Origin of the sequence: Halosimplex salinum (genome assembly GCF_003730195.1) — an archaeon.
GTDB lineage: Archaea > Halobacteriota > Halobacteria > Halobacteriales > Haloarculaceae > Halosimplex > Halosimplex salinum.
Map to the genome: position 1 here is coordinate 1 of NZ_QWGG01000006.1, position 14,882 is coordinate 14,882.

Genomic DNA, 14,882 nt, shown 5'->3' on the forward strand with positions numbered 1-14,882 from the left:
ACTGTCTCAGTAGCCGCCGCATTCAAGAAGTCGTTAACCGAAGCTACGTCTTGCAGGGCGTTGGAGCTGGTGGACACAGTTTCCAAACCCTGCGGCCTCCCTTGGGAGGCTTTCTATGACACGCTCTCGGGGGCAAAGCGCTGAATGATCTTCTCCACGTTCGAGGTATCACTGGTGGCACTAGCAAACCGGACATCACCAGAGAGCAATCCACGATTTTGGAACTGCTCAAAAGCCGCTTCCAGATACTTCACCGTGTCTGTGAACTGCGTAAACACGATCAGCTTCTCAGCCCGATCACCACGCTGAAGTATATCATGGGTGCCTACTCGGAGATTTCCAAGGAGTCCCCGGAGCTGTTCGACCTTGTCATCCATCGCGTAGTCGTCCTGAATTTCCTGATGGAACGGTTCCAACGTGGCTTGGAGATCAGAGAGGAGCTGAATGTCAGTCTCAAGATCACGCTTCAAGTCGTCAAGATGGAAAGCCTCCGTTTGGTACGCCGCGTACTCTCCTTCCTCAACCATCGCGTCGATTTCCTCCAAGACGTAGTCGATCTGCTCTCCACTGTTGATGAGCTCGGATACGTCGCTCCCGACAGCCACCGTTCCTTCGTCAAGGAGATTCCGGAACATCCGGTAACTCCGAAGCATCCGGTTGAGGGACGTGTAGAAGGCATGTACACTACTTTCCAACCGCTTCAGAAGGTTGGACTTCATCAACCCACGAATGCTCCTTCCCATTGAGGAAAGGTTCTGATAGGGATCCTGATTCGCGTATCCCGTCTTCAGGTACTCTTCTTGACCCAGGGAATACCGAGCGAACGTGAGGTCCTCTAACGTCTCCACGATCGCATCGTACAGAGAATCATTGACGCCGTCAGCTGTTGAGTATGTCTCGTGCAGATTGTAATCAACCGTCTGTAGGTGCCGATCCGGGAGGTACCGACGTTCCCCACCCATCTGGAGGTACACTTGACCATCCTCATCCTCTTCACCGTACTGGTCGATTATGTCTTGGCGAGTCCGCCGCACCATCACGTGGCTTAGAAGGTTCGAGAGGTCAGTCTCGTCGTTCTCTGCCATTTGGGTGAAGTCATAGAGGTTCGGCGGCGTAATCGGAATCTGCGTGAGGTCTTCGATGTGGAACAGCTTGATCTGATTGTACACGTCCCACGCACTCTTCGTGTACGGCGTCGCAGTCAGGAGGATCGTCTGATTGACCGTCGGCAGGAACGACTGTAGATTGTCGTACCGGTGCGTATCGTCATTCCGGAAGTGGTGGGCCTCGTCGACGAGACACACTGACGCGTCGTCGTGTTCTTCTAGGAGCGTTTCGTGGAAATCCTCTTTTGAGACCATCCCGAGGCTGATCACCTCCGCGTTGAAGTTGTACCGTTTGTTGACCATCCGCTCCCACATCGGCTGGAGATGCTTCGGCGAGATGATCAACATCTTCCCCTTGTTCCCGCGGAGCCGATTCCGCGCATGGAAGTGTTCGAGGAGGCCGAGGCCGACGAACGTTTTCCCCATCCCGACGACGTCGGAGACAAGCACCCCGTCGTACTTGTTGGCGATGCGAATACCTCGATTCACTGCCCACTGCTGGAACTCATAGAGATCCTCGTACACGTCGAACGACTGGAGATAGTCCTCGGCGGTCTCCAACGTCTCCTTGTAGAGTTCGTAGAGGATCTTCGCGTACACTAGGTATGGTGCAGGGAGCCCAGTTCCAGAACTGACATTTCGGAGTGTTTCTACCGTGCCGTCTGGAAGCGATTCACCCGGAAGTGCCGGTGGTTCATCGTCCGTTGAGACGTGCCCGGGGTTGTTCGAAACCCACGAATCTTCAAACGCGTCCAGAAGATCGGCATCGAATTCGACGGCGTCGTCCCACAAGTCATCAAACCACTCCTTCAGTTGGGTGACTTTCTCGTTGTAGACCGGTGCGTTGAGTTCCGTATTGCTGTGGAGGCCGCTGAGGCTGAGGTTGGACGACCCGACGACGCCGACATCCTTGGGTGTAAAAATGTCTCCTTCGTCTTTCTCAAAGAGGTACGCCTTCGCGTGGAACCGCTCCTGAAGGTAGAGCTTCGGCTGAATACGACCCTGTTCGAGCCAGTCAATCAGCTTCGTGAAGAACGCCTGATTCTCAGCAGTTGGGTCTTCGTAGAGCAGTTGGCTTGAGTAGTTGTTTGCAGTATCCGCTCGGATCTCAGGCCGCTCACTCCACTTGACGTTCTGTGACTGCTTGAATTTCGTGCCAGTAAGACGGAGATTCTGGTGTGCCTCGATAAGTTCGTCTAGCCCTTGCTGATCGGGATTACCCATTAGAACTTGGAGTGAGCCACCATTGTCAAGAAATTCATCAAGTTCGGGTCGGAGTCGCTTCAAGCCGCTCATGTAGAGGTACCCGACGGCGATTCGAATTCGATCAACGCCATCTGTTTCGAGTCCTGACTTTAGGACCTCGTCGAGATGCGAATAGCGTCGGTTGTCAATGATCCCAATATTGTTCTCTTCACTCATTGGCGGTCACCGTGAGTAATCGTACTGTGGATTATGCTCAGCGATGGTTTCGCAGAGTGAAGGGTTCTCGTCGGGTTGACGCATGAGACGGTCTCGAACCATCGAGATGATGGTTTTATAAAGCTGATGTTTCTGTTCCTCATCGAAATCAAGTACGTCGAAGAAGATTTGATCCAACGTTTTCCTCTCCGTCTTCACACTATCGAGAGAAAAGTCATCTGGGTTATAAGACCCAAGTTCTTCAAAGACATTTCCAACCTCTTCATCAAGGAGTTCTTCAACCGCATCTTCAATAGCAGATTGGGTCTCATCATCCGCAAGAAGCACAGGCAGAATGAGATACTCTGGCTTGTCAAATAGAAGGGTATTGGTCCAAGATCGGCCAGTTACTTCTTCCATGAACCATCCAAATGAGGAGTTTAGATACCCTGCGAGATATCCTGGTCGGACTTCCTCAGCGCTGGGGAGGTAGTAAAACCGATTAGACACGGTAAATCGGCAGGGGTTATAGTGAAATTGAAGCTGTGCGTTGAATGTATTCGTTAGTATGATATAGGCGTCGTTGATTTTGGGTTGAGAGTACCATTCAGGAGACCGTCCACTAAGTGAACTACGGTCAGGCAGTCTGATATCGTTACTTCGACCCCAGCGTGGTTCCTCTCCGAATTCAACGTAGTCTCCCGCATCAAACTTAGAGACTTCATTACGTGGAACATCGATGGTAATATGCACATGGTTGAGATGATTGGGTTCAATCGGACTAGTTGTAATCTCTCGATTCCGGACAAGTATTAGGTCGGGGATGTGTTCCTCGCCATCAATTTCATATCGGCACTCAAACTGGTCATGGTATGCGTCTGGGACTTCATCAATTGGCCGCATCCAGAATTTAGGTTCAATTTGGAATTCACGTCCTGTTTCCTTGTGTTTTAATTTGAGCTTCCCCGTATCGTTTTCATATTCGCTTTTGAAAGTGGTATTTTCATCCCCGGGTCGGGGGACGAAGAAGAATTTGTTCGTCCCACTCTTGAGACCATATGTTGGCTCGGTTATATCTCCTAATACGTCGAATTTCTCGTGATGGTCGCGCCACAATTCAAAATAGAGGGTGGGTGCATCCACGAACCGGCCCCAAGCACCGTCGCTATACGAGCCGCTTGGTATCTGTATCTCATTTCCGGAGTCAGGACTTGATGGGACTTGATTCGGGGTTAATCCAGTTGCTTCCGAAAAAACGTCATCAGAATCAGGGTCTGCATTTTGTGTCTCTCCTCCACCTAAACGCCAAAGACTGGCGTGATCAATACAAACCGTACGAACGTCGTTTTCTTCTTTGACTAAGAGTTGTTCGTCATCAAGTCGAATGGAACTCCAGGATTCGCCATCATCTGTTAGGAAGGGTAGGAAGTCGTCAGCATAGTCATATTGGTGAAATTGAGACGAAAGACGTACAAAACGGGCGTCGCCTGCAAGGATACCATCGTTTGATCGATTTGCCAACGTAATGTACGTATTCACATCAGCGTCTTCGAATGACTTCATACTCGTATTTCCAATAATATATGATAAATCAGTTAGATCAAGAAGTCCCTCATGAAGGCGTTTTCCGTAGCCAATGTCCATCCAGGAGTTCGAAGTGATGAAGGAAAGTGTACCATTCTCGCGTAGTAGATCAATCCCTTTGAAATAAAAGTACACATAGATGTCACTTCTTTTGTAGGGTTTGATATCGAACCTCTCTTCCACATAATCAACGAGATCGCTTTTGTATTGTTTTTTTAACTTCTTGACCTCGCTACTATCCATCTCATCAAGTCGTTCCGGATGGATTCCTTGGTCAATGATGTCTTCCTGGCGGACGTATGGTGGGTTTCCAATGACTATGTCAAATCCCCCATCGACCATCACATCGGAAAAGTCGATATCCCACATGAAGAACCCTGAATTGCCGGCTTCATCGATGGCAGCACGAACCGCCTGCAACTCTTCGATTCGTTCTTTGGTTTTCTCATCGTCTAATTTGCTACCACTAACTTCGGAAGCTTCGATACCCCCTGCCCATTCATTGAGACTTCCTTGGGAGTGATTTGATGAAAGGTTGTCAATGAGGTCGTTAATGTGCTTCTGAAGGAGTTCTACCTGCTTTTCTTCGATTTCCTGTGTCCGGTCAGCCTCCCCTTCGAAGTGTTCGCGCTTCAGCTCTTTCAGCTCCGTGAGGAGTTCCCCAGTGTCGCCATCGAGCGTGCGTGTGAGCGTGTCTAGTGAAACGAACTCTCCATCAAGCTTCTGAATCAGGCTGTCACCAACCTTGAGCTTGAAGGAAAAGTTCGGCAACACTGGGCGCTGGTCTGGGAGTTGCTCCTCGCCCTCAACGAGCGAAAGCCAAAGCCGGAACTCAGCAACCCGGACTGCCCAGTCCTTGATATCGACGCCGTACAGGTTCTCGTTGATTATCTGCTCTTTGAGGTGGTAGTCCGGGGTCATACCGAGCTTCCGGTAAAGTTCGGTGACCACTTGCTTCATCCCCACCAGGAACGCACCGCTACCACAGGCAGGGTCAACGATACGCAGTTCATGGAGGATGTTCTCCAGTTGCTCTGTTTCTCCGCTATCCGCGTCCCAGTCCTGTGGCTCGCTGAAGATGAACTCTACAATCTGCCGTTTTCCTTCAGCATCGAGATCCTCAGCATGGTCGCAGAACTGTTCGTACAGTGCCATCCGGCACATCAGATCGACCTCGACACGAGGCGTGTAGAAGATACCTGCTTCACCGCGTTCCTGTTCGGCAATCAGAGACTCGTAGATCTTTCCGAGCATTGCCGGATCGACGGCGACGTCGATGTCGTAGGGGCTCTCCTCGGTGACGGTGAAGTTGTACTGTTCGAGGAACTCTTCGATCACCGACTTTAGTGCGGAGTCAGAGAGGAACGTATCGCGTTCGTCCTCCTCAGTCGGCTGGAAGAGTCCACCGTTCATATACGGGAGCTCAGCAATAGCCGTCTCGACTTCGGAAGGGAGGTCAGCATCGATATCTCTGCCTTCCGAGCTGTTCATACCCTCGAAGAACAGCGCCGAGAGCCACTTCTCGTGAAACACGTCCTCCTCGTCGGACTCCTCGTACTGCTGGTGGAACCATCGGACGAAGTCTTTCCGGTCACCAATCCAGCCCTTCTTCTGGAGGTAGTAGAAGAACATCAACCGGTTGAGTGTCGTGTGTGCGTACCGGTCGGCGTCCTCGATTTCCAGTCCCTTGCGGCGGAGTTCCTTGCTGAGTGTGTCGAACGAGCCTTTGTATTTCTCGTAGAAATCCTTGGTAACCGGCTTAACTCGGAAGGCCTCGTCGATGCGTTCCGCCAGCCGACCTTTGCTGGCATCCATACTGGAAAGCGCTTTGGCGACGGTACGATGAGTCTCGCCTTCACCGAGCGTGTACCGACGCAGCACGGGACGACCAGTCGTGATGTCGTCCGTGTCTTCCTCGTAAGGAGTGACGAGGTGCCAGACGTCTTCATCCGGCGCGTGGAACACAGTCAGAAAAGAACCATCGATGGCCCAACCGCTTGTTTGATCGGATCGAGTAAGACTCTGGATAGCGTTTCGTTCCGCCGTCCGAGTCATTTTCTCTAACTCGACGTAGATGACGCGGAAGTTTCCTGCCTCTGCAAAGAGTCGAGCATCTGTTGCCCGGGCGGAGTCTGACCAATCGTGGACTCGGAGGGGGTGCCACGTTTCATCACCAAGAGGGGAAACCGTTTCACTAAAATTGAGTACTTGGACAAATAGGTCTTGGAAAAACTGTGTAGCAGCTTCATCTTGCGAACGGTAGTCACGCTTGAAGGCATCAAGTGAAAGCTCTTCGTCCAGTCGTCGTCGAATCTCCTGTCGTTGTGCGTCAGTCATGATTTGTTGAAGGTGAGGGGGTCGTTCGGTGTGGTGGACCGAACGTGAATACCAAAGCCTGCTTCCCCATACAACTTAAATCTCGGTATCCCTGACTGGATCTGTGTTATCCTCCTCTTTCTCTACTGTCGAGGATTCGTTGCAACATTTCTGCGTCTCGCTTCTTTTCTTCAATATCTTCCCCTAATAACCGAAGCTTGTGTGACAGCTCCGAACTTTGCTTGGAGGACATATCCAACCAGTCATTGATTCGTTCTGGGTCCCATTTCCGGTTGATGATCATAAAGGGAATTAGATTGTACACTACACTCCGAAGAAACTCATTGTCCCGGTGCGTAATCGTTACGCCAACTTTCTCGTGAACGAGCGAATTCCGTTTGTCTGCAACGGTGTCGAATCTCTCCTGAAGCAATGAATCTTGCTGAGGAATGATCGTCCTCGCACGCTCGGCGACCACCTCCATCTTATCGTCTTCATTGAATTTACACAGTGTCTCTACCGTACGCCAGTAGTCTAAGAAGGCCTGCCGGGTATCTGCCTCCGTAGCACCGGACTGGAAGTTCTTGAATGCATTAATGAGCTTTTCTTCAACCTCATTTGGATTGTTCAGTTGGGGAATCTGTTGATATCGTAGTTCCAACCGCTCCTGCCTATCCCGGTACATTTGTATGGTGTGTCTGGGAGAGATATCATCGTCAAAGAAGGCACTGTGGAAGTCGTCTCCTTCCCGAAGGATGTACACAAAGGGAAATCTCAGCTCTGACCAAGGTCGGTTCCAAACGGTCTCCTCATCAAACCTATTCGTGTAACTCCAATCGAACAAACAATAGATCAGCTGCCCCAAAATCACCCCTAAGTACCGCTCGGCAACTTCAAGAACGTGTTCCGAATCTCTTGCTTCATATTCCAACACCCAGTAGGTGTAATCGTCCGCAAAGGAATTGGGAACCTGTTCGAATTGATCGGAGAACTCTGGATTAGCGAGTGCGGGATCAGCAAACTTCTCTGTCCATTCCTGCTTAGTGATAAGTTCAAATCGGTAGTTTCCGAATCCAATCTCGTCAAATGGGATTTGGGGCGAAAGGTTGAGAGGGACACCGAGTTGGTAATTTTTCAACGGAATACTTCTGATTCGATCTGGTAGGTGTTGAAACTCGTCGTCGAAAGCCTCAATTGGGTCACCTCGAGATTGCGACTCATCCAACAAGCCACGGATCTGATTCTCTAATTCATCCCTTGAAACGCGCAGACCTTCGGCATCGGCCGGAAATTCGCTGGCAAAGTACTGAATGAGGTCATCCAAATGACGTTCTCTTTCGGAGCCGCGTAACGGCAAATCTTCTCTGGTTTTGCCCGAAGTAAGGTCAATAGCGTTCTCAATGTACTTCCGTTCTAAATCGGTCATTTGTTTCAGAATTGGCCACTACTCATTTCCGTCAGTTTCAGCCCATAAAAGTGTGTTACCAACTTTTTTTGAGGAGACTATCCCCTTCTCTTCCATTCTCTGGAGTCGTTTGTATGCAGTATCATGGGCGCAACCGACCTGATCCGCGATCTCGCCCGTACCTGCCATCCCATTCGCATTACTGATGGCATTAAGAAAGTCTTCTATAGAGTACTGGCCGGTATATCGACCAGTTTCTTCGTCGCGGTCGGGCATTACTTCCGTATTCTCGGCCGCTATGATTAGTCCTAACGGTATATTGGAGCCCATTATGAGTTCTCCGAAAGGTATTTACCAATCGGAGTCCTCATAATGGATGTGGAGCCCGGCCCCTCGCGGTACTATCACAGTCAGAAGTGCCTGGGTGCTGGAGACACCCGGGCTGGGTTCCCAAACGAATGTGAGCGAACCCATGGAAAGATCAGAACCTACGAATCAAGAAGCTGTCGACAACGGATTGATTGAAGACATATATCAATTGGATAGAATTTCGCTCGGGGAAGGGGCCGCGACGTGTCAATCGTGCGGCTCTTCTCTCCACGAAGGTGATGGGGTTGTTGTGTACGTGTTCCGGCCGGCGGGGTCGGTGCGGTACCAGCTCGGCCATGTTGTGTGTGGTGATGGTCGTCATACGCAGATTGAGGTGTTTACTTTAGGTGTGCGGGAGTTGCTTGTTGAGGGGCGTGTTGGGTGGTGTTCGGATGGGGCGACGCAGTCGTCGTGGCCGGTGTTGCTTGCGCCCGAAGTGGTTGGGGTGAGTACGGCGGCGACGAAGTCACTACGTCTGATTCCGGATGGTGGTAGCACGGGGTCGAACGGTGCCTCCGGTGGTAAGGAGCGGGAGTCCGCTAAGTCATCGGTGGAGGTGTCTGTTGGTGAGGCGCGTCGTCGAGCCGACGGGGCGGATGGTGACGTGGTTCGCGGGTTGTTGTGGGGTGAGCAGCGATGACGTCGCCCCTCGTGGATTCGCATCTTGATGTCGAGTTGGATGTGCCGCGGTCGGTGGAGGAAATGTTGCTACCGGACGTGTACGTGGGGATGGAAATCGATCTGCTGTCCCCGGGTGATGGGATCGTCACGGATCGGCATCATGCGTCAGCGGATCGGTATGAGTCGGATGATCCGATGAATCAGATTGAAGGACAGATAAGCCCGTTCACCCTGTCAGGCTGGCTGCGGCACGGGTGTGAGGAAGTCGTCCAGATTGCAGGGGCAACGGCGTGCCACCCTGGTGAACCGAATGCGGACTACATGCGTGCGGAGACGTACGAGCGTGACTTGGAGTCCGGGTACCACGAGAAGGGAACCTGTCTGGATGAACACGATGATGGGTGCGTCGTCTACGACTTGTTCGGCGGGTTCGGTAACCAGTCGGGGAAGTTGCTGCGCCGGCCAGTGACGTTCTCGCCGATCCGCAGGAACGTGGATGTCTTGGACGGGGAGGCGGAAGCGCACTACCGGCAAATCTCGAATCAGGTTCGGTCGCGGAACGAGGAAGACGGTGGGCAGCCGCTCCGCCAGGCAGATCGTGATGTGCTCGGGAACGTCGAGGGGACGTGGAAGTTGACGCTTCGGGAGTTGAAGCCGGAGTTCGTCGGCCTGCTGTTGGAGGCCGTGTCGTTCCTGGACGCGCATAGCGATGAGTTCGAGTTCCAGGTCGGCGGTGCACGGAATTTCGGCGCTGGGATTGCTGACGTGTGGGTGATCAATCCGTTGTACTCTGAGTCCGAGGTGCGGCGTGTGTTCAATCGGGCGCAGGCGACGACGTCGGCGATGGAGGAGAAGGATGAATTGTGGCGGTCGGAGTGCCGCCCGGAGTTCGTTAGGGCGTTGCAGGCGCGGGTTGCGCAGCGTGATGGTGATGTGCCCTTCCCTGGTGATGATGGGTCAGCGGGTGGTTCGGCATGACTGGTGGGCGTGACGACCGGGATGCTGGTGATGATGATCCGGGGAATGTGGATCAGGACGGTGCGGAGCTGGACAAACTAGCCGAGCCAGCGACTGATCTGCGGACCGCTCAAGAACGGACGGCATCGGAGGAGTCAATTGTTGCGTCTGGCGGTGTAGAGGCGGGTGCTGCGACTGACGGGTCATCAGCGACTGGTAATTCCGACAGTGATGGTCTCGATGAGTTGATGGAGCCGTCGACGGGGCTCCGCACAGCCCGGGAACAAGAGACGGAGACATCGACTGGCGATGACGATGATGACGCTGGTCAGGTGGGTGATCGGGATGTGTGATGCGATCGCCGATTCGGACGTGGACGCTGACGCCGATGCCGTGGACCCGTTGGTGGCGGCGTATCGGCATGATGTGCATAAGTTGCGGGCGCGGGCGCATAGCCATGCAGTGGATTGGGTTGACGGTGTGCGGGTGAATGAGTCGGTGCCGGACGGGGCGGACGGGGATGCGGCGTTGTTGAGTCGGCCGCGCGGTGATCCGGAGCAGACGGTGGATGCGTACGCGTCGTGGCGGCGCGTGTCGCTGTTGACTGGGGAGGTCATTTCGAGTGAGTCGGGTGAATCGTTGGACGAGTTGCTCGTGGCCGATGACGCCGAGCAGTTGCACGCGACGTGGGTGTCGGCGACGCTGCCGGCGGGGTTCAATGAGTCGCCGTACTACCCGTATACGTCGGTGAAGTACCACACGCTCTTGGCGGCGGTGCTGCTGGATAATTACCGGAACGGCCACGAGTTCGGCGACCTATTCCTGGCAGTTGGGGCTGCGGACACGGAGTCTGTAACACCGCATCGAACAGTACTCTCGACGGGTGGGGTATCGTTGGCTGTGACTGGGGAGCCGGGGGATCGGCCGGCAGCGCGGTTAGGTGATGTGCCGGCGCGGTCGTTCGCAGACACGTGGGCGCGGCTCCCAGTGCTCCCGTTTGACGTGGCCGGGTCACGTCGGTGGCGCGTGCTGGATTCGCAGTTGCGGCGGATCCGTTCGTGGTCGGTGGCGCTACAGTTTATCGAGGACTACGTCGCGGCGTTCGCACCGGCGCAGTGCGCTGGGCATGGTCGCCGTGGCCGTCGAGGTGGAGGTGAGGGTCGATGACGCGGATTCAACAGGTTCTCTTCGAGTTGGAGTCGTCGTACTCCGGCAATCCGTATTTCGTGTCGGGGAACGCGGCGTTCAACGCGGTTGCGTCGCGTGTGGATGATGCGACGCGTGGGGCGCTGCATGTGAGTCACGGCGTGTTTCTCCCGGGTGAGTACGGTGAGCACCCGGCAGGCGCGTCGCAGGATGGGTATGCGGGGAAGCTCGGGTTGTCGTTGCCGGACGTGGAGTCGTACGAGGACTTGTTCGTGTTTCGGGACGCGGCGCAGCGGTGGCTGCTGGATTCACGGCCGCGGGATGCGCATAACGTACACCCGTTGCAAACTCATGGTGTCCGTGTTGCGTTCGACGATTCGTGTTGGTTCGGGCGGCCGGCAGAGATGCGGGATCACCGCCGGTCAGTGTCGTGGTTCCTGCACTGCTACTTGCACGCCGGCCGTGACGGTGTCGTACCGGTCGCGGAGGATGTACTGGACGGGATTCGTGTTGGTGGGGCGCGGAATTACGGGTTCGGGGAGGTGTCCGTGGTGGAGACACAACTCGTAGATCTCGATGCGTTGGATTACGCTGGGGTGCGAGGGGCTGACGAGTTGCAGTTGGAGCTTGTGACGCCGTTCGTGTTGGTGAGTGAGGCTCCGAACGCGGATTCGCAGTCGGTGCCGTGGTGGTGGGGCGTGCCGTCTGGCGGGTTGCGTCGCCGGGAGACACGCCTCGTGAGCGGTGACGAGTCGTACGCTGTGGAGACGGTTGACCACGGGCAAGTCGTCGAGTACGTCGGGGATGACGCGGTTCGGACGGCGAAGAACGGTGTGACGCGGGTCGGAACACACTCGAAGTTCGGGTTCGGGGAGTTTCGGCTGCGCCCGAGTGGCGCGGACCGGGTGCCGGAGCGTGCGGCCGCCGCTTCGGACGGAGGTGGTGTGTGATGGTGTTGGAGCAAGTGGCGTTCGACATCGAGACGACTGGGTTCGACGCGGTCGATGTCGTGACGACGGTCGGGTTTGCGGTTCCGATGGGTGTTCGCGTGTTCCTGCAGACCGACGGGCGGGACACGCCGGGAGTTGAGTCGCGTGTTGACTCTGCGGTGTCGGAGACGCTGGTGAACGTGTCTACACACGCGTCTGAACGTGAGTTGCTGGTCGCAGTGTCTGAGTTCGTTGCGGAGCGGATCCGTGATGACATGCTGCTCGTCGCGTACAATGGAGAGAGGTGGAATGGCGGGTTCGACGTACCGTTCCTTCGAACGAGGTACGCGCAGCGTGATTTGGCGTGGCCGTTCGTGGACGTGCCGTACGCAGACGTGATGCCGCTCGTCACGGACCGGTTTAACACGACTGTTGATGGGGCCGAGCAGGGTGGGCTCGTGACGGCGTACGACGTGTTGTGCGGCGGGTCGTACGGTGATCTCGACCCGTTCGACGATAGTGCCGAGGCCGTGGCAGCGTTCGAGGACGGGCGGTTTGCGGAGCTCATGTTGCATAACGTGGCGGATGTGCTGCGGACACGGGCGCTCGGCCGAGTTGCGGAGCGGTACTGTTCGAAATCCGAGTTCAAGGTAAAATCGCTGACGCCGACGAGGTCGATCTGAGATGCAAGTGGACTGGGTTCCGCGTGGGGTTCGCGGCAGGTGGGTTCGTGACTGGGTGGTGCCGCCGGATTCACTGTAAGCGGTACGCGGCGGCGACGCGGGTACGACGGGCTGCGGATTGAAGCGATACTCCATGACTTCCCATTCGAGCGGTGTGAATAGCTGTAGAACCGACCACTGGAAATCAGCGAATGACAGAAACAGAGTCACACGATCACGACGACGCAACGAGTATGAACGAATCGAGCGGTGAACGGACGGAGCGGTTGACGCCTGAGGAGTGCCACGAGACAGTTGACCCGGAGACACGGGAAGCGGTGCTTGACGAGTACTCCCATCGCTGCCAGGTCTGCGGGCGACGCGGACCGGAGAAAGGCGGGTTAGCGACGCTGCACGTCCACCATATCGAACGCGACCCGGACGGGATGGGTGAGCATGATATGGAGAACCTGACGTTGCTGTGTCGGTCGTGCCACAGCTGGTTCCATCAACAGAGCACGCCTGACGACGCGCCCGTCGAGATCACAGAGGAAGACCAGAGCGTGTTGCTTCCGCAGGACATCGAGATCCTACGGTTCTTAGCAGATGCGGGTCCGGCGCGAACGGGTGATATTGCGTCCGGGGTGCCGACTGACTTGACGGTGTCAGCGGTTCGTGAGCGGTTGTGGGTGCTGATGGGACTCGATAACTTGGTCGAAGCCCGCGACCGGCAGATCGTCGATAAGGACGTCGAGACCGGGGAATGGGGACTCACCGAACAGATCGAGAACTCCGCTCGCGGGCACATCCCGGACGACCCACAACTGTTGCTCCAGCGTATGGAGGACGAGAAAGTCCGACAGGCACTCGACCGCGGGTGTGATCGCAGTGACGTCATCAACGTGTTCGATGTCTCGCGGCGGACGACGTTCAACAAGCAGAAGCGAGCCTGTGCGTACGACTTCCCGTTGGCCGCGTTCAACCGCGGGGGCCGGCCGACGACCGATAGCGAGCGGTCGGAACGCAGTCCGGGCACGACCGACACAGTAGAGGACGACGGTGATGAACAGCAGCGACTTGACGCAGTCCCCGAACAGGACACAGACTCGTTGGGCCGAACTGAAACGTGGGATGCGACTGAGACGACTCCCGAATCGGAGCCCTCGAATGAGAGCGTAGAGGGTACTGATCAAGCGGTGAGTAAGAACGGTGCAGATGACGAGGTGCGCGTGCATCTGGAGCACGCAATTGATGCGCTACAAGAGGTAGAGCAAGGGCTGTAACTGAAATACGAGCTAGTCGGAGGCTCGACCGGACTGGGATGTATCACCTGTTTTTATTGATACAGGTGATCTAATTACGAGCAATCAATGTGCCGGTGCTGCTTGACGGAATATATGAGAATCACACCGGAGTGTAGACCCTAAATGAGCGAAATACCGTTTCCAGAAGCGGAGAACCTCGACAAATTACCTAAAGACAAACGCGTATCCAGGATGACTGAGTTGCTCGAAGACAGTCAAGAGATAGTCGCTCTTTCCATCGGTAATACGACCGGTGAGTTACCAAAGACCGGCTCCGTTGCCCGAGGTACGTATCCTGGTGACACGGAAGCAGAAGCTCTCGGTCGAGCCTACCACATCCGTGACCAGATTCGAGAGAATGGTGGCGAGGCTGAAGTCACATACATCGAACCTGTCGCCTACATCGATGGGACGACTTTTCATGAGGTTGAGATTGAGGTCATTGAAGGAAGTGAATAACTAGGTGGTGCTTGCGGGGTGACGTTGGGTTGTGAATGAGACATATTACTGTAGCGTTGGAAACGGGTGGTATGGATACGGCCGAGATCCGGGAGTGGGCGAAATCATACGACGAAAGTTACGATGAGGAACTCCACGAGATTGAACAGACGCTCCATGAAGCGCTACAAGCACAGGAGTACATTACGCAAGGACAGCTTCGTGATGTAGTCACGTGGAAATTGGATAACCAAGCGGGGCGTCGAAGCGGGAATATTGAACGAGTGAATTTGGTTCCCGATAAGTTTGTGCGTCGGGTGAGCGAGGCTGCCTTGTTGGTTGAAGACCCAGAGATTCAACTCAAGACGTTGTCCTCGATACCTGGGATTGGGTGTGCGACAGCGACAGTCGTGCTGACGTTCTACGATCCGGAGCGGTACGCTGTGGGAGATCGGTACATGGTGGATTTGTTCTTCGGTGAAGATCGGCAGATGCGGGTGACAGATTATCCAAAGCTGCTCTCGGAGTTGCGTGACCGGAATCCAGGAGGATTCGATCTCCGAACGGTGGAGAAAGCATACTATCAGAAATATCGAGAAGAGAACGGTATCGCGTAGGCCAACGGTTGAGGACTGCTGGTGTAC

Annotated in this window: 11 protein-coding genes; 7 read left to right on the forward strand and 4 right to left on the reverse strand. The window is 54.8% G+C overall.

What is annotated here, in order from left to right:
• Positions 1-113: 113 nt before the first annotated feature.
• The 4 genes from D1409_RS15375 to D1409_RS15390 form a co-directional block, all read right to left on the reverse strand.
• Positions 114-2,528: an SNF2-related protein gene (locus D1409_RS15375; RefSeq protein ID WP_206425086.1), complete on the reverse strand. Its 2,415-nt coding sequence runs from the start codon at positions 2,526-2,528 to the stop codon at positions 114-116.
• Positions 2,529-2,534: 6 nt separating this feature from the next.
• Positions 2,535-6,428 (reverse strand): Eco57I restriction-modification methylase domain-containing protein, encoded by a 3,894-nt coding sequence (locus tag D1409_RS15380; RefSeq protein WP_123537879.1) that lies wholly within the window; start codon positions 6,426-6,428, stop codon positions 2,535-2,537.
• Between the two features lie 106 nt (positions 6,429-6,534).
• On the reverse strand, positions 6,535-7,833 hold the full coding sequence (locus D1409_RS15385) for a hypothetical protein (RefSeq protein ID WP_123537880.1): 1,299 nt from the start codon (positions 7,831-7,833) through the stop codon (positions 6,535-6,537).
• A gap of 18 nt (positions 7,834-7,851) precedes the next feature.
• Positions 7,852-8,088 (reverse strand): transcriptional regulator, encoded by a 237-nt coding sequence (locus D1409_RS15390; protein ID WP_123537881.1) that lies wholly within the window; start codon positions 8,086-8,088, stop codon positions 7,852-7,854.
• A 729-nt stretch (positions 8,089-8,817) separates the two neighbouring features.
• On the opposite strand from D1409_RS15390, the gene D1409_RS15400 reads away from it, so the two are divergent.
• The 7 genes from D1409_RS15400 (at position 8,818) to D1409_RS25435 (ending at position 14,855) form a co-directional block, all read left to right on the forward strand.
• Positions 8,818-9,780 carry a hypothetical protein gene (locus tag D1409_RS15400; RefSeq protein ID WP_123537883.1) on the forward strand — a complete coding sequence of 321 codons (963 nt, stop codon included), beginning with the start codon at positions 8,818-8,820 and terminating at the stop codon, positions 9,778-9,780.
• A 288-nt stretch (positions 9,781-10,068) separates the two neighbouring features.
• Positions 10,069-10,926 (forward strand): hypothetical protein, encoded by an 858-nt coding sequence (locus D1409_RS15405; RefSeq protein WP_206425087.1) that lies wholly within the window; start codon positions 10,069-10,071, stop codon positions 10,924-10,926.
• The gene (locus D1409_RS15410; RefSeq protein ID WP_123537884.1) at positions 10,923-11,855 is read left to right on the forward strand and encodes a hypothetical protein; all 933 of its coding nucleotides are present in this window, start codon (positions 10,923-10,925) and stop codon (positions 11,853-11,855) included. The genes D1409_RS15405 and D1409_RS15410 overlap by 4 nt, the downstream gene beginning before the upstream one ends.
• Positions 11,855-12,517 carry a 3'-5' exonuclease family protein gene (locus D1409_RS15415; protein ID WP_123537885.1) on the forward strand — a complete coding sequence of 221 codons (663 nt, stop codon included), beginning with the start codon at positions 11,855-11,857 and terminating at the stop codon, positions 12,515-12,517. The genes D1409_RS15410 and D1409_RS15415 overlap by 1 nt, the downstream gene beginning before the upstream one ends.
• Before the next feature lie 233 nt (positions 12,518-12,750).
• Positions 12,751-13,779, forward strand: coding sequence for an HNH endonuclease (locus D1409_RS15420; RefSeq protein WP_394339043.1), 1,029 nt, complete (start codon positions 12,751-12,753; stop codon positions 13,777-13,779).
• A gap of 144 nt (positions 13,780-13,923) precedes the next feature.
• Positions 13,924-14,259 (forward strand): hypothetical protein, encoded by a 336-nt coding sequence (locus D1409_RS24640; protein WP_164471719.1) that lies wholly within the window; start codon positions 13,924-13,926, stop codon positions 14,257-14,259.
• A gap of 71 nt (positions 14,260-14,330) precedes the next feature.
• On the forward strand, positions 14,331-14,855 hold the full coding sequence (locus D1409_RS25435) for a hypothetical protein (RefSeq protein ID WP_123537887.1): 525 nt from the start codon (positions 14,331-14,333) through the stop codon (positions 14,853-14,855).
• Positions 14,856-14,882: the final 27 nt, after the last annotated feature.